23 protein-coding genes, 1 rRNA gene and 2 other annotated features are annotated in these 20,034 nt (G+C 42.4%); all 24 genes read right to left on the bottom strand.

Annotation, left to right across the window (positions count from 1 at the left end; translation table 11 throughout):
• Nucleotides 1–13 precede the first annotated feature (13 nt).
• The 24 genes from rplL to rrf all read right to left on the bottom strand — a co-directional run bounded on the left by rplL (nt 14) and on the right by rrf (nt 19,901).
• Nucleotides 14–385, bottom strand: coding sequence for a 50S ribosomal protein L7/L12 (gene rplL, locus C1T29_RS00795; protein ID WP_003156436.1), 372 nt, complete (start codon nt 383–385; stop codon nt 14–16).
• Nucleotides 386–430: 45 nt separating this feature from the next.
• Nucleotides 431–931 carry a 50S ribosomal protein L10 gene (rplJ, locus tag C1T29_RS00790; RefSeq protein ID WP_003242020.1) on the bottom strand — a complete coding sequence of 167 codons (501 nt, stop codon included), beginning with the start codon at nt 929–931 and terminating at the stop codon, nt 431–433.
• A gap of 66 nt (nt 932–997) precedes the next feature.
• Nucleotides 998–1,138, bottom strand: a sequence feature (ribosomal protein L10 leader region).
• Nucleotides 1,139–1,183: 45 nt separating this feature from the next.
• On the bottom strand, nt 1,184–1,882 hold the full coding sequence (gene rplA, locus C1T29_RS00785) for a 50S ribosomal protein L1 (RefSeq protein WP_003242022.1): 699 nt from the start codon (nt 1,880–1,882) through the stop codon (nt 1,184–1,186).
• A 94-nt stretch (nt 1,883–1,976) separates the two neighbouring features.
• Entirely contained in the window at nt 1,977–2,402 is a 426-nt protein-coding gene (gene rplK, locus C1T29_RS00780) for a 50S ribosomal protein L11 (RefSeq protein ID WP_003156430.1), read from the bottom strand.
• A gap of 167 nt (nt 2,403–2,569) precedes the next feature.
• Nucleotides 2,570–3,103 carry a transcription termination/antitermination protein NusG gene (gene nusG, locus C1T29_RS00775; RefSeq protein WP_003225764.1) on the bottom strand — a complete coding sequence of 178 codons (534 nt, stop codon included), beginning with the start codon at nt 3,101–3,103 and terminating at the stop codon, nt 2,570–2,572.
• 178 nt (nt 3,104–3,281) lie between these two features.
• Nucleotides 3,282–3,461: a preprotein translocase subunit SecE gene (secE, locus tag C1T29_RS00770; RefSeq protein ID WP_004399676.1), complete on the bottom strand. Its 180-nt coding sequence runs from the start codon at nt 3,459–3,461 to the stop codon at nt 3,282–3,284.
• 34 nt (nt 3,462–3,495) lie between these two features.
• Complete coding sequence (rpmG, locus tag C1T29_RS00765; protein WP_003156421.1) at nt 3,496–3,645, bottom strand: 50S ribosomal protein L33; 150 nt, start codon at nt 3,643–3,645, stop codon at nt 3,496–3,498.
• 92 nt (nt 3,646–3,737) lie between these two features.
• Nucleotides 3,738–4,394 carry an RNA polymerase sporulation sigma factor SigH gene (gene sigH / locus C1T29_RS00760; protein WP_003225758.1) on the bottom strand — a complete coding sequence of 219 codons (657 nt, stop codon included), beginning with the start codon at nt 4,392–4,394 and terminating at the stop codon, nt 3,738–3,740.
• Nucleotides 4,395–4,456: 62 nt separating this feature from the next.
• Nucleotides 4,457–4,969, bottom strand: a complete 513-nt coding sequence (gene rae1 / locus C1T29_RS00755) for a ribosome-dependent mRNA decay endonuclease Rae1/YacP (RefSeq protein ID WP_003225756.1) — start codon at nt 4,967–4,969, stop codon at nt 4,457–4,459.
• A 6-nt stretch (nt 4,970–4,975) separates the two neighbouring features.
• The gene (rlmB, locus tag C1T29_RS00750) at nt 4,976–5,725 is read right to left on the bottom strand and encodes a 23S rRNA (guanosine(2251)-2'-O)-methyltransferase RlmB (RefSeq protein ID WP_003225755.1); all 750 of its coding nucleotides are present in this window, start codon (nt 5,723–5,725) and stop codon (nt 4,976–4,978) included.
• Entirely contained in the window at nt 5,709–6,140 is a 432-nt protein-coding gene (locus C1T29_RS00745; protein WP_014662523.1) for a mini-ribonuclease 3, read from the bottom strand. Before C1T29_RS00745 ends, rlmB begins: the two co-directional genes overlap by 17 nt.
• Before the next feature lie 3 nt (nt 6,141–6,143).
• On the bottom strand, nt 6,144–7,544 hold the full coding sequence (gene cysS / locus C1T29_RS00740; RefSeq protein WP_014662522.1) for a cysteine--tRNA ligase: 1,401 nt from the start codon (nt 7,542–7,544) through the stop codon (nt 6,144–6,146).
• Nucleotides 7,541–8,194 carry a serine O-acetyltransferase gene (gene cysE, locus C1T29_RS00735; RefSeq protein ID WP_003225749.1) on the bottom strand — a complete coding sequence of 218 codons (654 nt, stop codon included), beginning with the start codon at nt 8,192–8,194 and terminating at the stop codon, nt 7,541–7,543. The genes cysS and cysE overlap by 4 nt, the downstream gene beginning before the upstream one ends.
• A 68-nt stretch (nt 8,195–8,262) precedes the next feature.
• Nucleotides 8,263–8,493 (bottom strand) — a binding site (T-box leader).
• Between the two features lie 2 nt (nt 8,494–8,495).
• The gene (gene gltX, locus C1T29_RS00730; RefSeq protein ID WP_014662519.1) at nt 8,496–9,947 is read right to left on the bottom strand and encodes a glutamate--tRNA ligase; all 1,452 of its coding nucleotides are present in this window, start codon (nt 9,945–9,947) and stop codon (nt 8,496–8,498) included.
• Nucleotides 9,948–10,037: 90 nt separating this feature from the next.
• Nucleotides 10,038–10,514: a 2-C-methyl-D-erythritol 2,4-cyclodiphosphate synthase gene (ispF, locus tag C1T29_RS00725; protein ID WP_071581924.1), complete on the bottom strand. Its 477-nt coding sequence runs from the start codon at nt 10,512–10,514 to the stop codon at nt 10,038–10,040.
• The gene (gene ispD / locus C1T29_RS00720) at nt 10,507–11,205 is read right to left on the bottom strand and encodes a 2-C-methyl-D-erythritol 4-phosphate cytidylyltransferase (protein WP_069148827.1); all 699 of its coding nucleotides are present in this window, start codon (nt 11,203–11,205) and stop codon (nt 10,507–10,509) included. The genes ispF and ispD overlap by 8 nt, the downstream gene beginning before the upstream one ends.
• Before the next feature lie 14 nt (nt 11,206–11,219).
• Nucleotides 11,220–12,320: a PIN/TRAM domain-containing protein gene (locus C1T29_RS00715; RefSeq protein ID WP_014662517.1), complete on the bottom strand. Its 1,101-nt coding sequence runs from the start codon at nt 12,318–12,320 to the stop codon at nt 11,220–11,222.
• A 115-nt stretch (nt 12,321–12,435) separates the two neighbouring features.
• Complete coding sequence (disA, locus tag C1T29_RS00710; RefSeq protein WP_014662516.1) at nt 12,436–13,518, bottom strand: DNA integrity scanning diadenylate cyclase DisA; 1,083 nt, start codon at nt 13,516–13,518, stop codon at nt 12,436–12,438.
• Between the two features lie 3 nt (nt 13,519–13,521).
• Entirely contained in the window at nt 13,522–14,898 is a 1,377-nt protein-coding gene (gene radA, locus C1T29_RS00705) for a DNA repair protein RadA (protein ID WP_095432282.1), read from the bottom strand.
• Nucleotides 14,899–14,989: 91 nt separating this feature from the next.
• Nucleotides 14,990–17,422: an ATP-dependent protease ATP-binding subunit ClpC gene (gene clpC, locus C1T29_RS00700; protein ID WP_014475592.1), complete on the bottom strand. Its 2,433-nt coding sequence runs from the start codon at nt 17,420–17,422 to the stop codon at nt 14,990–14,992.
• A complete protein-coding gene (locus C1T29_RS00695) occupies nt 17,419–18,510 on the bottom strand; it encodes a protein-arginine kinase McsB (protein WP_095432281.1) in 1,092 nt (363 codons plus the stop codon). Before C1T29_RS00695 ends, clpC begins: the two co-directional genes overlap by 4 nt.
• Nucleotides 18,510–19,067, bottom strand: coding sequence for a protein-arginine kinase activator protein McsA (gene mcsA, locus C1T29_RS00690; protein ID WP_014475591.1), 558 nt, complete (start codon nt 19,065–19,067; stop codon nt 18,510–18,512). Before mcsA ends, C1T29_RS00695 begins: the two co-directional genes overlap by 1 nt.
• 13 nt (nt 19,068–19,080) lie before the next feature.
• A complete protein-coding gene (ctsR, locus tag C1T29_RS00685) occupies nt 19,081–19,545 on the bottom strand; it encodes a transcriptional regulator CtsR (RefSeq protein ID WP_071579242.1) in 465 nt (154 codons plus the stop codon).
• A 240-nt stretch (nt 19,546–19,785) separates the two neighbouring features.
• Nucleotides 19,786–19,901 (bottom strand): 5S ribosomal RNA (gene rrf / locus C1T29_RS00680).
• Between the last annotated feature and the right edge of the window lie 133 nt (nt 19,902–20,034).

Genomic DNA, 20,034 nt, shown 5'->3' with positions numbered 1-20,034 from the left:
AGGTAAGTGAAGATTACTTAACTTCTACAGAAGCGCCAACTTCTTCAAGTTTAGCTTTAAGCTCTTCAGCTTCTTCTTTAGCAATACCTTCTTTAAGTGGTTTTGGAGTGTTGTCAACAAGTTCTTTAGCTTCTTTCAAGCCAAGACCAGTGATTTCACGTACAACTTTGATAACTTTGATTTTTTGAGATCCAGCACCAGCAAGGATAAGATCGAATTCGCTTTGCTCTTCAGCAGCTCCGCCTGCAGCAGCTCCGCCAGCTACAGCTACAGGAGCAGCAGCAGTTACGCCAAATTCTTCTTCGATTGCTTTTACTAGGTCGTTCAATTCAAGTACAGTTGCTTCTTTAACGGAAGCAATGATTTCTTCGATATTTAAAGCCATTTGTAATTCCTCCATTTTGTTTTAATTTATGAAAAACTGATTAGATTAAGCGCCTTGTTCTTCCTTTTGTTCTGCCACAGCTTTTGCAGCAAGAGCAAAGTTGCGAACTGGAGCTTGAAGTACGCTAAGCAACATAGAAAGCAAGCCTTCGCGTGATGGAAGTTCAGCAAGAGCTTTCACTTCTTCAACAGTAGAAACTTTACCTTCGATAACGCCAGCTTTGATTTCAAGAGCTTCGTGATTTTTAGCGAATTCATTCAGAACTTTAGCCGGAGCGACAACATCTTCAGTGCTGAATGCGATCGCGTTCGGTCCAGTTAAGAAATCATTCAAACCATTAAGCTCAGCTTGTTCAACCGCACGGCGAGTCATCGTATTTTTGTAAACTTTGAACTCAACGTTAGCTTCGCGAAGCTGTTTACGAAGTTCAGTTACTTCAGAAACGTTAAGTCCGCGATAGTCAACGATGATCGTTGATTTACTTTCTTTCAGTTTAGAAGCAATTTCTTCAACAACAACTTTTTTAGTTTCAATTGCGCTGCTCATGGTTACACCTCCTGTAGATTCTTGTGTAACACTTATACCGTTTAGGTGATCACGACTGAGACGACGGATTCCATATAAAAAGCCTCCATGAGACATGGAGGCTGTATATACAAGCATACGTAACGTAATAGCTGTGATAATATACACCTCGGTAGGATAATTAAGCGGTTAGGCCCCTACTGTCTACGGTATAAATGATATTCTATTTTACAACATTTTGAATCATATCAGAATGTTGATGTCATGTCAATATTATTTTACGTTAAAAGTTGAAGAGTCTACTTTGACACCAGGTCCCATAGTAGAAGTTACAGCAACGTTTTTCACGTAAACGCCTTTAGCTGCGGCAGGTTTAGCTTTCAGGATTGTATCGTACATTGTTGTGAAGTTCTCAACAAGTTTTTCATCCTCGAAAGAAACTTTACCGATAGGAACATGAATGTTTCCAGCTTTATCTACGCGGTATTCAACTTTACCAGCTTTGATTTCGCCGATCGCTTTTTCAACTTCGAAAGTAACTGTACCAGTTTTAGGGTTTGGCATTAAACCTTTTGGTCCAAGTACACGACCGATTTTACCAACTTCACCCATCATGTCAGGTGTAGCTACGATTACGTCGAAATCGAACCAGCCTTGTTGAATTTTGTTGATGTAGTCAGTATCGCCTACGTAATCTGCACCAGCAGCTTCAGCTTCTTTCGCTTTTTCGCCTTTTGCGAAAACGAGAACGCGCTGAGTTTTACCAGTTCCGTTTGGAAGCACAACTGCTCCGCGGATTTGCTGGTCGTTTTTACGAGGGTCAACCCCTAAACGGAAAGCCACTTCAACTGTAGCGTCGAATTTAGCTGTGTTTGTTTTTTTAACGAGAGCTACTGCTTCAGAAACGTCGTAAGCTTTAGAACGGTCTACAAGCTTAGCAGCTTCAACGTACTTTTTACCTTTTTTAGCCATTTTAAAATTTCCTCCTTATGTGGTTATAGCGGAATAACCTCCCACGAATAAGGGTTGCGAACTTGTTAAAACTCGCAACCCGACAAGAAACAAATTAATCCTCGATTACAATACCCATACTGCGGGCAGTACCTTCAACCATGCGCATTGCCGCTTCAACGTCTGCTGCGTTTAAGTCAGGCATTTTCGTTTCAGCGATTTCGCGTACTTTATCGCGCTTAACGGTTGCCACTTTATTACGGTTTGGTTCACCAGAACCAGACTCAATTCCAGCTGCTTTTTTAAGCAATACTGCAGCAGGTGGAGTTTTTGTAATAAATGTAAATGAACGGTCTTCGTAAACCGAAATTTCAACAGGAATGATTAAACCAGCTTGGTCAGCTGTACGAGCGTTAAACTCCTTACAGAATCCCATGATGTTAACACCGGCTTGACCAAGTGCAGGTCCAACTGGTGGTGCTGGGTTAGCTTTTCCAGCAGGAATTTGCAATTTTACAACTTTAACTACTTTTTTAGCCACGAGACACACCTCCTTAAGTCCGTGATGTGGTAATAGGGTAAACCCTCCCACTCAAGGTTTCATTCTTTATATGAATGACGAAATATCATGCTAGTTGCCTTGGATAAGTCCAAGACGTACCTTTGCTATATTATCATTTATATATAGCAATTTCAAGTTTTTTCACATTACAATTTATCGATTTGGGTAAATTCCAGTTCAACCGGCGTTTCGCGGCCGAACATATTAACGAAAACTTTGACCTTGCTTTTGTCATAATCAATCTCTTCAATCGATCCAGTAAAGTTAGCAAAAGGTCCGTCTATTACTTTCACTGTCTCTTTCAGTTCAAAGTCAATATCAGTTTTGCGTTCGTCCATGCCCATTCTCTTCAAAATGGTTTCTGCTTCGCCTGGAAGAAGCGGCGTCGGTTTTGAACCTGATCCAGCAGATCCTACGAATCCAGTAACGCCCGGCGTGTTGCGGACAACATACCAAGAGTCGTCTGTCATTACAATTTCAACAAGCACATAACCAGGGAATACTTTCTTTTTCACGACTTTTTTCTTGCCGTTTTTGATATCCGTTTCTTCTTCTTCGGGTACGACTACACGGAAAATTTTATCCTGCATCCCCATTGATTCAACACGTTTTTCCAAGTTGGCTTTTACTTTATTCTCGTAACCAGAGTACGTGTGAACAACATACCAATTCTTTTCCATTCTCTTCAGGACTGTCCAGTCCTTCCCTCCCCGCATTTGGTTTTAGTGAATTACCATAACGCTTCAAAAAATAGGCGGCAAGCCTATGATAACTTTCATTTTAAGCCACAATAAAAAACCCGCTGAACGGGTTTTGGCAAGTAATATTATGATCTATTATAGCACGTATTGCTGATCATTATTCAACTATTAAACGAATTAATTGAGAAATTCCTGTGTCAAGGAGGGCAAAAAAGATAACAAAAAAGATAACTGTTGAAATTACCGTAATGGTATAACGCGTTAACTCTTTTCCTTTAGGCCAGCTTACCTTTTTCATTTCTTTCCCAACATCTTTAAAGAATTTCATAATACGCATGTAAAAGACCTCCACAATTTAAAAAGCGCAAAAACTATTTTGTTTCAAGATGAGCTGTATGTGAATTGCAAGTACTGCAGTATTTCTTTACTTCTAATCGCTCAGCCGCTGATGCAGAGCTCTTCATTGTCGTATAATTACGGTTTCCGCATGTCTTGCATGCTAACGTAATCTTTTTTCTCATGTCATTACACCTTTTTCTAAATAGACATTAGTTCTTATCTTTAGTAACATATCATAGTCAGAAAAATACTGTCAATATAGCTTAAATTCCTATTACAAACTGATTTCGCGAATTTCCAAGTACTTCTCCAGCTTGCGTTTCACACGCTGAAGGGCATTGTCGATCGATTTCACATGTCGGTTCAGTTCATCGGAAATCTCTTGGTAACTTCTCCCGTCGAGATATAAGACGAGTACTTTTCTCTCTAAATCACTTAGTAGTTCTCCCATTTTCATTTCAATGTCATCAAATTCTTCCTGATTAATGATCATTTCCTCAGGATTTAAGGTTTTCGCCCCTGAAATGACATCAAGCAGCGTTCGGTCTGATTCTTCATCAAAAATCGGTTTATCTAATGAGACGTAGGAATTCAAAGGAATGTGTTTCTGGCGAGTAGCTGTCTTTATTGCGGTAATAATTTGGCGGGTAATACATAATTCTGCGAAAGCTTTGAAAGAGGTAAGCTTGTCCTCTTTGAAGTCACGAATAGACTTATAGAGGCCTATCATACCTTCCTGAACAATATCTTCTCTGTCCGCCCCTATTAAGAAATAGGATCTTGCTTTCGCCCGAACAAAGTTTCGGTACTTCGTAATCAAGTAATCTAACGCATCACTGTCCCCAACATGAACCTTTTCAATGACCTGCTCGTCCTCCAACTGGCAAAACTGCTCTTTGTTGAATTTTCCCTTGTTGTTCTGTAGATTCACTCCGATCCCCCCGGCGCACGTAGATAGAAATATTATACAGTATTGGGCAAAAAAGCGTCAACTTAATCTAAGTCTCCTCGCCTCCACTTTTCAAACGTTTTCAAAACCTCTTCCGATAAAGCAATTTTACCCGCCGGCTTTTCGGAAGTGATTTTTCTTACCCGTCTCTCTATTCGCCTTTCAATCGCTTCTACCTCTCTCAAAAGCTCCCGGGCCGATTTCCGCAATGCCCCCTGTCCGAAAATCGCCCATTGCTCAGTATAGTCAGAGGTCGCAACGTGAATTTGAGTCGCGATATTATTCAAAGCCTGAGCGAGCTTTTCTATCCGCTCATCAGCCGTCTCATTTTCTTTTGTAAAAATCACTTCAACTCGATGGTTGGTCTGTTTTTTCTCAAGCCCTTTTACGAGATGCGCGTCAAAAACAACAATAACCCTGTTTCCTGTATACGATTGATATTCCGCCATTTTCTGAATCAGTACGTCTCTCGCCTCTTCGAAACTGTTCGCTTTTAAATCCTTCAGCTGCGGCCAGGCTCCAATCATGTTGTACCCGTCTACTAACAGGATATCCATGGGTCTTTATTCTCCCAGAGGGTTTCGTTTCCGGTAGACTTCATACATCAAAAGACCAGCCGCGACAGATGCATTTAGTGAAGTTACCTTTCCGGCCATCGGGAGTTTAATGAGAAAGTCACACTTTTCTTTCACGAGTCGGCCCATCCCTTTTCCTTCACTTCCGATGACTAAAGCCAAAGGCATATTGCCGTCCATATTGCGGTAATCCTCACGCGCGGACGCATCCGTTCCGACAACCCAGATTCCCCGTTCTTTCATCTCTTCTAACGTCCGTGCCAAATTGGTGACTCTCGCTACAGGAATGTGTTCAATTGCCCCTGTTGAAGCTTTTGCCACTGTTGTTGTCAGCCCGACAGCTCTCCGTTTTGGAATGACGATGCCATGAGCGCCGACCGCATCAGCTGTTCTCATAATGGAACCAAGATTATGAGGGTCTTCAAGCTCGTCCAGAATGAGGAAGAAAGGCTGTTCATTTCTTTCCTCGGCTGCTTTATATAAATCGTCCAGTTCTGCATATTCATACGCTGCAACCTGTGCCACAACGCCTTGATGCTGTCCTGTCACCATTTGATCGAGTTTTTTTCTCGGGACGTATTGAATCGTGATTCCCTGCTTTTTCGCAAGCTCAATCACTTGCTGTGCCTGTCCCTTTACGGTGTTTTCCGCCATCCACAGCTTATACAGCTTCCGATCAGATTTTAACGTCTCGATCACTGCATTCTTCCCTATGACGTAATCATGTTGCTGACTCATTTGTTTTCCTCCCTGACGTCCCGAATTGTATAGCTTCGGCTATGAGCTGACTAAGCCGTTCCTCTCTTTTCTCTAGAAAAAGGTAGCCCAGAAGCGCTTCAAATGCTGTACTATAGCGGTACGTCTGAACATCTGTATTTTTTGGTGTTGTTCCTGACTTGGCATTTCTGCCTCTTTTCAGCACCGCTTCCTCTTCTTCCGTAAAAAATGATTGATTCTGCAGAAAAAATAGGATCTCAGCCTGCGACTTTGCCGAAACAATCCGGCTTGATTTCTTATGAAGATCATTTGGTTTGGTAAAGCCCTGCTTAAGCAGGTGATGCCTTACATACACTTCAAAAATGGCATCACCTATATAAGCAAGCGCAAGACCGTTAAGCTGCTTTGAATCTTTTATCGTATCAAATTCAAGCATCCGTTATTCTCCCCGTTTCCAGCGAGTGCCTTGAGCCGTATCTTCAAGAATGATATTCATGCTTTTCAGCTGGTCGCGAATCTGGTCTGACAACGCAAAATCGCGATTCCGGCGCGCTTCATTTCGTTTTTCAATTAAGTCTTCAATCTCTTGATCGAGAAGTTCCTGCTCACCCAATGAAAAACCGAGAACAGAAACAATACGGTCAAACATCTGGATAAACGCCGTAATTACATGATCAGCTGTATGGTCTTTCTGAAGATAGTAATTGGCATGCTTCGCTAAGTCGAACAAGACGGAAATCGCATTCGCCGTATTAAAATCATCGTCCATCGCTTCTTCAAATGCTTTGCGGTGTTCTTCAACTTTCTCAAGCCATTGATCGTCATCTTCCGTTAAATTCGTACTGCTGTTCAGACGGTGCTGAAGATTGCTGTACGCTGTTTTTAAACGGTTAAATGCGCTTTTCGTATTTTCTAGAAGCTCTTCTGAATAGTTAATCGGATGGCGATAATGAACAGATAGCATAAAGAATCTCAAAAGCTGCGGATCATGCTGTTTAATGATGTCATGCACAAGCACAAAGTTGCCCAGTGATTTTGACATTTTTTCATTATCAATATTGATATAGCCATTATGGAGCCAGTACTTCGCAAACGTTTTTCCTGTCAGTGCCTCAGATTGCGCAATTTCGTTTTCATGGTGAGGGAATGTTAAATCCTGTCCGCCCGCATGGATATCAATCTGGTCACCCAGATACTTTTTCACCATTGCTGAGCATTCAATGTGCCAGCCCGGACGTCCTTTTCCCCAAGGGCTATCCCAAGAGATTTCCCCTTCTTTTGCCGCTTTCCACAGTGCGAAATCAAGAGCATCTTCTTTTTTCTCTCCGACCCGGATGCGTGCACCTGATCTTAGCTCATCGATTGATTGCTGAGAAAGCTTTCCGTATCCTTCAAACGCTCTTGTTTTGAAATAAACGTCACCTTCTGATTCATAAGCGTAGCCCTTTTTCACGAGCTGATCTACGAATTCGATAATGGCATCCATGTTTTCCATCACTCGCGGATGAAGGTCAGCTTTTCGGCATCCGAGCGCACCTACATCTTCAAAATATGCTTTAATAAAACGCTCTGAAATGGTAGGCACATCCTCACCAAGTTCATTTGCCGCTTTAATTAATTTATCGTCTACGTCTGTGAAGTTAGAGACATACTGCACATCATAGCCTTTATACTCCAAATAGTTTCGAACCGTATCGTAAACGATAGCCGGACGCGCGTTCCCGATGTGAATGTAATTGTAAACTGTCGGTCCGCATACGTACATTTTCACTTTCCCCTCTTCAAGAGGAACGAATGTTTCCTTCTGTCTAGTCAATGTATTATAAAGTGTGATTGTCATTTTTGATTGATCCTTTCTTTTCTGTCTTCAAGTTCTGCCTTCAGCTCTAAAATCTGCTGTTCCAAAGACTTAAAGCGGTCAGCAACCGGATCGGGCAAATCCTGATGGTTTAAATCGCGTCTTACCTTCTTGCCATTTTGTACAACGACCCGTCCGGGGATACCGACAACTGTTGAAAAATCAGGAACATCATGCAGCACTACTGAACCAGCGCCAATCTTTGAGCCTTCACCGACCGTAATTGAACCGAGCACTTTAGCACCTGTGGCTATCAATGCGTCATCTTTAATCGTTGGGTGCCTTTTTCCCTTTTCTTTCCCCGTTCCCCCAAGGGTAACCCCCTGAAAAACGGTTACGTTATTGCCGATTTCACATGTCTCCCCAATGACAACCCCCATGCCGTGGTCTATGAAAAATCTTCTCCCAATTGTGGCGCCGGGGTGGATTTCGATCCCGGTAAAAAATCGGCTTACTTGAGATATAAGGCGTGCAAGGAAATAAAATTTTCGTTTATATAAAGCATGTGCAATCCGATGCGCCCATATAGCATGTAAACCGGAATAAGTTAAAATCACTTCAAAATAGCTTCTTGCTGCAGGATCTTGATCGAAAACAGTATCAATGTCTTCTTTGAGCATTCTAAAAAACACATGCTTCCCCCCGTTTCTCTATCTGATTTCCTCTGCCCAATAAAAAAAGCGTCTCTGCATGTAAACATGACAGAGACGCTTTAACCGCGCGGTTCCACTCTGTTTGAAAAGCAGACTCCTGCTCTCCCAACTTCAGCCTGTAACGGCGGCGGCCGCCTTTGAATACTGATTTTAAAAAACGTTCTTCAAAGGTCTTAAGGGCGCACTTCTAAAACCCGGCTCATGGATCTCTCTCAGCCAATGAAGATCCTTTCTGTAATGGCCTAAAGCTTTATACTCTTCCCTGTCAACAATCATTTATTTAGATATTTTTCAAACGCTGAATCGCAGTCTCTTTACCGATCAATTCGATTGATTGCGGCAGTTCCGGACCGTGAGTTTGCCCTGTAACAGCAACACGAATCGGCATAAACAGTTTTTTCCCTTTGTGGCCAGTTTCTTTCTGCACTGCTTTGATCGATGCTTTGATATTATCTGGAGTGAACTCCTCAAGCTCTTCAAGCTTCGCAGCGAATGTGCTGAGCACTTCAGGAACCTGCTCCTCTTCCAGAACAGCTTTCGCTTCTTGATTATACTCGATCTCATCCGCAAAGAACAAATCAGTCAGCTCAACAATTTCGGCACCGTAGCTTAATTGCTCATGATACAGGGAAATCAATTTGCGAACCCACTCTTGTTCTTCAGCAGAAAGCTCAGTGCCAACTTTGCCGGCTTTTTGCAAATGTGGAAGCGTCAGTTCAACAACCTGATCAAGATCCAGCTTCTTCACATATTGGTTGTTAACCCATTTTAGCTTATGCATATCAAACAAAGCTGGTGATTTAGATAAACGATTTACATCAAAAATTTCAATAAACTGCTCTTTTGTGAAAAGCTCTTCTTCTCCAACCGGTGACCAGCCTAGCAGTCCGATAAAGTTGAACAGCGCTTCTGGCAAGTAGCCAAGCTCTTTGTACTGCTCGATGAATTGAATAATGGATTCATCACGTTTGCTGAGCTTTTTACGGCTTTCGTTTACAATCAGCGTCATATGTCCGAACTGAGGAATATCCCACCCGAATGCTTGATAGATCATAATCTGTTTCGGTGTGTTAGAAATATGATCTTCACCGCGCAGCACGTGTGTCATTTTCATTAAGTAGTCATCAATAGCTACCGCGAAGTTATAAGTAGGCGTTCCATCCTTTTTCACAATAACGAAGTCGCCAATGCCATCTGATTCAAAAGAAATTTCGCCTTTTACGATATCGTTGAAGGCGATGACTTTTCCTTCCGGCACACGGAAACGAATACTCGGCTTTCTGCCTTCAGCAATAAATTTCTCCTGTTCTTCCTGAGTCAGATCTCTGTGTTTCCCAGAATACCGTGGCATTTCTCCGCGGGCAATCTGCTCTTCACGCTCTTTTTCAAGCTCTTCTTCCGTACAGTAGCATTTATAAGCAAGCCCTTTTTCAAGGAGCTCTTCATAGTACACTTTATAGATATCGTTACGCTCTGACTGACGGTATGGGCCGTACTCTCCGCCGACATCCACACTCTCATCCCAGTCAATACCTAGCCACTTCAGATAATTCAGCTGGCTTTGTTCTCCGCCCTCAATATTGCGCTTTTTATCAGTGTCCTCAACACGAATGATAAACTTACCGCCTTGATTGCGAGCAAATAAATAATTAAAAAGCGCCGTTCTGGCATTTCCAATATGCAAATGTCCGGTTGGACTCGGTGCATAACGGACGCGTACTTCGTTTCCCATTTTCAAATACTTCCTTTCATGTCATGTATGGCCTCAGGCAAAAATGTATGAATCTATTCTACCACCAAATAGACCCGGCATCAAAACAAGTTAGCCTTTTTGTATCAGTACAGTCGCCTGAGCCGCTATTCCTTCCGCCCGGCCTGTAAATCCAAGCTTTTCTGTCGTTGTTGCTTTTACATTTACCTGTGAAACCTCTGCCTCAAGGCCTTCAGCGATTCTTTTTCTCATATCTTCTATGTACGGCAGCATCTTCGGCTTTTGCGCTATGATGGTGCAATCAATGTTCCCAAGGACATACCCTTTTTGTTTCACGATTCCCCAAACATGCTGAAGTAATTTGAAAGAGTCTGCGTCCTTGAACTCAGGATCTGTGTCAGGAAAATGCTTGCCAATGTCACCTTCACCCACAGCTCCCAGGCAGGCGTCAGCGACAGTATGCAGCAATACGTCTGCATCAGAATGGCCAAGCAGCCCTTTTACGTACGGGATTTCAATTCCGCCAATAATCAGAGGACGGCCCTCCACTAATTGATGCACATCAAATCCTTGTCCAATTCTAAACATGTTTATTCCCACTTTCTGATTCCATGATAGCTTCAGCTGACGTCAAATCGTCTGGCGTCGTCAGCTTAATATTTGTATAACTGCCTTCTACAACACGGACCGAACCGCCTTCCATCTGTTCAACGAGGCTGGCGTCATCCGTCCCTAAAAATCCCTTGCGCTCGGCCTCAGCGTGAGCCTCCAACAATAAAGAAAGACGAAAAGCTTGTGGCGTTTGGACAGCCCACAAGCTTGAACGTTCAATCGTCTCACTGACTTGTAAATCTTGAACGCGTTTAATTGTATCTTTTACCGGAACAGCGAGGATGGCCGCTCCTGTCTGTTCCGCCTCTGCGATCAGTTCGTCAATTTGTTCATGTTTTATAAATGGGCGGGCACCGTCATGTACAAGGACGATCTTTTCTTGCTTTACGGCTTTCAGCCCCTTATAAACACTGTGCTGACGCTCATCTCCGCCTGCAACAAGCTCAATCGATGTTTGAAACGGATAATCGGTCAGCAATTGCTGAAAGTGCTCCCGCTCCTGCTCGTTAATCACCAAAATGATTTTTTCACACTGCCGGTGGCTGTCAAACACTCTTAATGTGTGTATGATCACCGGGTCTCCTTTCAGCTCAATGAACAGTTTATTTCTCCCTGCCTTCATCCGCTTTCCCTGTCCGGCTGCAGGAATCACCACATCATAACTCATTGTTTTTTCTCCCTTTACAGCGCCTTCTCCAACAGCTTAGGCTTCGCAAAAATCATTCGTCCCGCTGCTGTCTGCAGCACACTTGTGACGAGTACATCAATATGCTTGCCGATATAATTGCGTCCTTCTTCAACGACAATCATCGTACCATCATCCAAGTAGGCAACTCCCTGATTATGCTCTTTCCCATCCTTAATGACCTGAACATTCATTTCCTCGCCAGGAAGCACAACAGGCTTGACCGCATTGGCAAGGTCATTAATGTTTAATACTGCTACCTTCTGAAGCTCGCATACTTTATTTAAATTAAAATCATTCGTCACAACGACCCCGGATGTCAGCTTCGCAAGTTTGACGAGCTTACTGTCAACCTCCTGAATATCCTCAAAGTCGCCTTCGTAAATTTCAACTTCAATATCTAATTCTTTCTGAATGCGGTTCAGGATATCAAGACCGCGGCGTCCTCTGTTTCGTTTTAACACATCGGAAGAGTCGGCAATATGCTGCAATTCCTCAAGGACAAACTGCGGAATCACGATAACTCCCTCTAAAAATCCAGTCTGGCAAATATCTGCTATTCTCCCATCAATAATAACACTAGTGTCCAAAATTTTCAGCTTCTTGTCTTGAACCTCATGTTCTTCTTCAGCTGATCCTTTTTTCTTTTGCATTCTGGCGGAAATGGAAAACAGGCTGATCAATTCATCCTTTTTCTTAAAGCCCACCTGGAAGCCGAGATAACCGAGGAAGAAAGCCAAAAATACAGGGATAATTGTGCTGAATATGCGGTAAGGTATATTGTCTAAAGGAATAACATTTACGATAAGATAAGCAATTATAAGTCCAAAAACCAGGCCTAGACTTCCAAATAACAAATCTGGAACCGGCGCTTTTAACAATGAATCCTCTATCCACTTCACCCAGTTCACAACGTATTCTGTACCCCATATACTGATGAGAAAAAAGATAATTGCCCCAATTGCCGCAGACGTATATGCGTTTGTTATTAAAGGTATGTCCTGTATATTTAACAGTACAAACAATTCAGGTATTAGAAATATACCAACAACGCCGCCAAAAATAATGAAGAACGCCTGAACTATTCGTTTTAACATACCCCCACCTCCTTTTTAAACATTTTAATTTCACAAAGTCTTATGCACCCTACGAATATCAGAATAAACAAAAACCAACATTAATATACCCGTATTCACCAGGTTTTAACCGAAATCACAGCTGCCGGTCTAAATAATGCTTCTCTTGCAGGCGTTTTAATCCTTTTTTGATTTTTTGGGCTCGTACTTCACCAATTCCCTCTACTTCATCTAATTCTTCTGCACTCGCCTCAATAATCCTTGGAAGGACTCCAAATGCTTCTACAACATTTTCAACAATTGGCATCGGAAGACGCGGTATCTTATTTAACAGCCTGTATCCTCTAGCCAATACATAATCATCAAGATTAGTAGAAGCAGGATAACCGAGAAGCTTATACACAATGGAATCATCCAGCAGATCATAACTGGACATATCCTGCAGCTCCTTCAAAAGAACAAACGGATCTTTAATCTTTTCTTTTACATAATCCTTAATAAATAAAGCGGCCTCTTCTTCCATATCCGTAATCAATTCAATGACTTGCAGTTTGATCAGATGTCCTTCTGTCCCCAGCTCTTTGATATACATATTTATTTCGTTTTTAATTCTCAATACCATTTCATAACGATGCATGACAGACAAGACATCGCTAAAGGTAACAAGCTCCTCAAACTCTAACGCATTCAGTGCATTAATCGTTTTATCGAGGATTGTCTTATATTTTTCAAGTGTTTGAATGGCTTGGTTTGCCTTGGTTAAAATAAATCCTATGTCCTTTAGTGTATACTTCATGTTTTCCTGATATAACGTTATGACATTTCTTCTTTCAGAAATAGCGATCACAAGACAGCCGGTTTGCTTAGCTACTCTTTCGGCAGTTCTGTGCCGCATTCCTGTTTCTGATGAAGCAATTGTGGCATCCGGCATCAGCTGTGTATTCGCATATAGGATCTTTTGACCCGAATCACTTAAAATGATCGCTCCATCCATTTTAGCCAGCTCATACAAATGCGCCGGAGAAAAAGCCGTGTTGATGTGAAATCCTCCATCCACCACTTCTTTTACTTTATCATTATATCCAACAACGATCAGACCGCCTGTATTTGCTCTCAAGACGTTCTCCATCCCCGCTCTGAGCGGTGTACCCGGAGCAACAAACTGCAATATAGATGACAGGTCTAACTCGTGTTTCGCCCCTTTTTTCTCTTTTTCCATCTATTATCCTCCTAATGAAGTACGAAGCGCCTCTGCAACATTTGCTACTCCGATAACCTCAATCCCTTTTGGTTTTGTCCATCCATCCAGATTAGCCGCGGGTATGATCATGCGTTTAAAACCAAGCTTTGCCGCTTCTTTCACACGTTGTTCAATTCTTGAAACCCGCCGGACTTCTCCGGTTAATCCCACTTCTCCAATAAAACAATCTGCAGGATTTGGAGGTGCGTCTCTAAAGCTTGATGCGATACTGATCGCAATGGCAAGATCAATTGCCGGTTCATCAAGCTTAACGCCGCCAGCCACTTTCAAATAAGCATCCTGATTTTGCAGCAGCAGCCCAACTCTTTTTTCTAACACAGCCATTAACAGAGAAACCCTGTTGTGGTCTATTCCCGTTGCCATACGCCTTGGATTTCCAAAACTTGTTGGCGAGATGAGCGCCTGAATTTCAACGAGAATCGGTCTAGTGCCCTCCATAGAAGCAGTGATACTCGAGCCCGCGGAACCCGCAGAGCGTTCCTCTAAGAAAATTTCTGAAGGATTCAAAACCTCAGTGAGCCCCTCTTCCCGCATTTCAAATATGCCCATTTCGTTCGTAGATCCGAAACGGTTTTTTACAGCCCGCAAAATGCGGAAAGTATGGTGACGTTCTCCTTCAAAATATAAAACAGTGTCAACCATATGCTCCAACAGTCTCGGCCCTGCAATAGACCCTTCTTTCGTCACGTGCCCTACGATAAAAATCGGGATACCTTTTGTTTTTGCAATTTTCATCAGCTCGGCGGTACATTCTCTGACCTGTGACACACTGCCCGGTGCTGATGTGATATCGCTTTGGTATACCGTTTGAATAGAGTCAACAACGACAAACGCTGGATTCATCTCTTGTATAGCAGACGAAATATACTCCATATCGGTTTCAGATAAAACATGCAGTGACGGATTATTAATGCCGAGGCGGTCAGCTCGAAGCTTCGTTTGCTTTACAGATTCTTCTCCCGAAATATACAGCACACTGTTTGATGAGCCTGATAATTGAGCGGAAACCTGCAGTAATAACGTTGACTTTCCGATACCAGGATCACCGCCGATTAAAACGAGGGAGCCTTTAACGACACCTCCGCCGAGTACTCTGTTAAACTCGCCAAGCTGGGTTTTAACGCGGGGTTCTTCTGATGTTTCGATTGATGTAATAGGTGAAGGTTTCTGTACAGTTTGAACAGAATGAGAAAAAGCCGCTCTCCGATTGGCTGGTGCTTTTTTAATCATTTCTTCCACCATTGTATTCCAAGCACCGCAGCCCGGACATTTCCCCATCCATTTTGGAGACTCGTAGCCGCAGGATTGGCAGATGAATTTCGATTTTGTTTTAGCCATATATAGTGTAAGACCTCTCCCTTGTTCTATTTCTTGATATGAAAGTGAGGCATACACTTACATGCTGTATGCCTCATTTCTGTCTTCTATATTAATTCGTTTTAGCAGTCGTTTTTACGACAAATTCGCCATCTTCTACATCAAGAACAATATGCTGTCCTTTATGAATATTTCCTCTGAGGAGTTCTTCAGACAAACGATCCTCTACGTGTTTTTGGATCGCTCTTCTTAACGGACGGGCTCCGTACTCCAGATCAACGCCCTCTTCCGCGACTTTCGCTTTTGCAGCATCAGTCAATTCGATAGAAAGATCCTGTTCTTTCAGGCGTTTCGTCAATTGATCAGACATTAATGACACGATTTCAGTAAGATGTTTTTTCTCAAGTGAATGGAAGACGATGATTTCATCGATACGGTTGATGAACTCAGGTCTAAACGCCCGTTTCAATTCACCCATCACTTTATCTTTCATGTCTTTATGATTTTGAGTCTCATCCTGAACGTTAAAGCCGACATATTTATTGCGTTTCAGCTCACTTGCCCCGACGTTTGATGTCATGATCAAAATGGTATTGCGGAAATCGACTGTACGTCCTTTAGAATCAGTCAATCGGCCGTCTTCAAGAACTTGCAGAAGGATATTGAAGACATCAGGGTGCGCTTTCTCGATCTCATCAAGAAGCACGACAGAGTAAGGTTTTCTTCTGACTTTCTCTGTCAATTGACCGCCTTCATCATATCCCACATACCCCGGAGGTGAACCAACAAGTCTTGAAGTTGAGTGTTTTTCCATGTATTCAGACATATCAATTCTGATCATGGATTCTTCATCGCCAAAAATGGATTCAGCAAGTGCTCGCGCAAGCTCTGTTTTACCTACACCTGTAGGGCCTAAGAAAATGAATGAGCCGATTGGGCGTTTAGGATCTTTTAACCCTGCTCTCGCACGTCTGACGGCTTTTGCAACAGCTACAACCGCTTCATCCTGGCCGATGACACGAGAGTGAAGAATGTTTTCCATATTGAGAAGCTTATCAGTTTCAGTTTGGGCGATTTTAGATACAGGCACACCGGTCCAGCTGGATACAACCATCGCAATATCATCCACAGTAACCTCTGAATTTTCCTGCCCTTGCTTCTCTTTCCATGATTTCTTCGTATCCTCAACTTGCTCGCGCAGGCGCTGCTCAGTATCACGCAAGGAAGCAGCTTTTTCAAACTCTTGACTTTGCACTGCCGCATCCTTCTCTTTACGAACCTCATCAAGCTTCTGCTCAAGCTCTTTTAAGTTAGGAGGCGTTGTAAAGGAGCGCAGTCTCACCTTTGAACCAGCTTCATCGATTAAGTCAATGGCTTTATCCGGAAGGAAGCGGTCAGAAATATATCTGTCAGAAAGCTTAACCGCAGCTTCAATGGCATCATCAGTGATAGAAACACGGTGGTGGGCTTCGTATCTGTCACGAAGACCTTGTAAAATTTGAATACTTTCATCGACAGATGGCTGATCTACCTGGATCGGCTGAAAACGGCGTTCCAGTGCTGCGTCTTTTTCAATATATTTACGGTACTCATCAAGAGTCGTTGCTCCAATACATTGGAGCTCACCGCGAGCAAGTGAAGGTTTTAAGATATTAGATGCATCAATAGCACCTTCTGCTCCGCCTGCCCCGATTAATGTATGGAGCTCATCGATGAATAGAATGATATTTCCTGCCTGGCGAATTTCATCCATGACCTTCTTCAGGCGATCCTCAAATTCTCCGCGATATTTTGTGCCGGCAACAACCGTTCCCATGTCTAATGTCATCACACGTTTATCACGCAAGATTTCGGGTACTTCATTATTGATAATTTGCTGTGCCAAACCTTCTGCGATAGCCGTTTTACCAACACCTGGTTCACCAATGAGAACAGGGTTGTTTTTCGTTCTGCGGCTTAACACTTCAATGACACGCTGGATTTCCTTGCTTCTGCCGATTACAGGATCAAGACTGTCTTCCTTCGCAATAGCAGTCAAGTCTCTTGCCAAGCTATCAAGCGTAGGCGTATTCGCATTGCTGTTTGTTCCTGCCGCTGATGATCCTGTTTCATTGCTTCCAAGAAGCTGGAGCACCTGCTGTCTTGCTTTATTTAAGCTGACACCGAGGTTATTCAGAACTCTCGCGGCAACACCTTCTCCTTCACGAATCAGGCCAAGAAGAATATGTTCTGTTCCGACATAAGAATGACCGAGTTTTCTTGCTTCATCCATCGAAAGTTCAATGACTTTTTTAGCTCTAGGAGTATAATGAATCGTTTGAGACATTTCCTGCCCGCGCCCGATCAAACTTTCTACTTCTTTCTGAATTTTATCTGAACCGAGTCCAAGCGCTTGAAGAGCTTTGGCAGCAATGCCCTCTCCTTCTCTTACCAGTCCTAATAAAATATGCTCAGTGCCAATATTATTATGACCTAAACGAAGTGCTTCTTCCTGTGCTAGCGCCAGTACTTTTTGAGCCCGTTCTGTAAATCTTCCAAACATCATATCGATTCATCCTCCTGTCTTTTCCCATTCATTTCTAAGTGAAGCCGTTCTCTTATGAGAGCCGCTCTTCGAATGTCCCTTTCGTTCGGACGCAAAGCGCCTCCCGAGTACTGCTGTAAAAAACCTGGCTGCGTCAAAATCATTAGTTCGTTAAGTATGTTGCTTGAAAGTCCTTTTATAATACCTAGGTCTATGCCTAACCGAACATCTGAAAGGCACTTTGCAGTTTCTTTAGATTCTATCATCCGGCAATTAGACAAGACCCCATAAGACCGATATACCCGATCCTCAAGTTCAATTTTAGAAGTTTGATAAATCGCTTCTCGGGCAGATCGCTCTTGTTCAATCAGCTGGGCAGCAACACTGTTAAGATCATCTACAATATCCTGCTCGGACTTACCAAGCGTGATCTGATTTGAAATTTGAAAGATATTCCCTACTGCTTCGCTGCCTTCCCCATAAATTCCTCTAACAACTAAGCCTAATTGATTAATTGCCGGTATAATTCGATTTATTTGCCTAGTTAAAACCAGCGCCGGCAGATGCATCATGACTGAAGCCCTTAAACCTGTACCTACGTTTGTAGGACAGCTGGTTAAGTACCCTCTCTGCTCATTGAATGCATAATCAACTTTTTCTTCAATCCAGTCATCGACCTGGTTCGCGGCTTTCATTGCTTCTAGAAGCTGAAATCCAGGGAAAAGACATTGTATTCTAATATGATCCTCTTCATTTAGCATGACGCTTACTTCCTCATTTTCAGAAAGCAAACAGCCGCCAAAAGGAGACTCTGTCAAATTCGGACTGATTAGATGCTTTTCAACAAGTACACGCTTTTCTAAAGGCTGTGCATCATTCATTCTAATCAAAACGAATTTGCCGATTCCGGGAATTTCTTGCTCTGAAAACTGATCTTCAAATTGCTGTATGATGGATGAGGCTTCTTCATTGGAATACCGCGTAGGGAACCGAATATGTTGAAAGTTCCTTGCTAAACGTATGCGGCTACTGAGTACAATGTCACTTTCAGGTCCCTTCTGCTTCATCCAACTGCTTAGTGCGTCCTGAATAAAATGCTTTAGCGACATTACCCCTGTTCCTCCTCACTATCTGTACTTTTGAGTGATTGTTCTAAAGAACGAATTTGATCTCTCACATGAGCTGCGTTTTCAAATTCTTCTTGATGGATTAAGGATTCTAATTCTTTTTTCAGCATATCGATCTGCCGTCTAACATGAAGATTGCCACCTATTCGTTTCGGTATCTTCCCTGCATGCACAGTGTTTCCGCTGTGCACTTTACGTAGGATAGGTGTAATGTTGCTATGGAATGTTTTGTAACATTCAGAACATCCAAAGCGGCCAATTTTTCTGAATTGCTGAAACGTCATTCCGCATTTCGGACAAGCAGATATTTGCTCCGAGTGACTGAACATTTGAGTCCCTGCATTTTGAAATGAAGAATCCATGTTCAGCAAACCCGAAAGTAAATTATGAATAGAGAAACCTTGATTTGCACTTATACCATATGAATCACTATTTTCTTTGGCACATTGTTCACAAATATGAACTTCTATTTTTTCTCCGTTAACAACCTTTGTAAAGTGAAAAGTGGCTGGTCTCTCGTGGCACTCTTGACAAATCAATCTTTTCACCCGCTTATTTTAATTTTAAAGAAGTCAGCATAGCCTTCATCATTCTTGCTCTTAATTCATCACGTTCAGGCAAGTCAATGTGTAAAACTGAGCGGTCCATTACGCTGACCATCATTTTTGCTTCTCTTTCTGAAATCACCTTGTCTTCTAATAGCCTTAAAATAATGTCATCAGAGGCTGCTTGAGACAAATGGGTACTAATTTGAGAAATAATATTATTGATCAGGACAACTTCATTGTTCATTTTAATTTTAATGATTCTGATGTATCCGCCGCCCCCGCGTTTGCTCTCAACAATATATCCTCTTTCACTTGTAAACCTGGTGTTGATGACATAATTTATTTGGGAAGGAACGCATTGAAATTTATCTGCAATTTCACTTCGTTTAATCTCTAAAATTTCCTTGCCATTTTGATCTAACACTCGTTTTAAATATTGTTCAATGATGTCAGAAATATTATGTCCCACTCAACCCCCTCCTTTACTGACTTTGACTATATTTGACTTTAATCTTACTATAAGCCGTTTCTCAGGAATTTTCAACTTTCTCGCTCTATCCTTTATTATTTCCATTTTCCCGGCCCATAAAACCTGAATGCTGATTTAAAATTCGGTATAAAGTTATTATATTATACAGTTAAGTGGAATTTTATGATACCAATAAAACAGAACACAAAAAACCCAACTCAATGAGTTGGGTTTAAACTTGCTTGGCGGCGTCCTACTCTCACAGGGGGAAACCCCCGACTACCATCGGCGCTGAAGAGCTTAACTTCCGTGTTCGGTATGGGAACGGGTGTGACCTCTTCGCTATCGCCACCAAACAAGTTGAGAGTGTTCTCTCAAAACTAGATAACAGGTGTGACATCATTCAAAATGTGGTTAAGTCCTCGATCGATTAGTATCTGTCAGCTCCATGTGTCGCCACACTTCCACCTCAGACCTATCAACCTGATC

The organism is Bacillus sp. MBGLi79 (assembly GCF_002953915.1).
The sequence above is the reverse complement of the archived record's forward strand: the minus strand, read 5'-3'. Positions and strand labels throughout refer to the sequence as shown.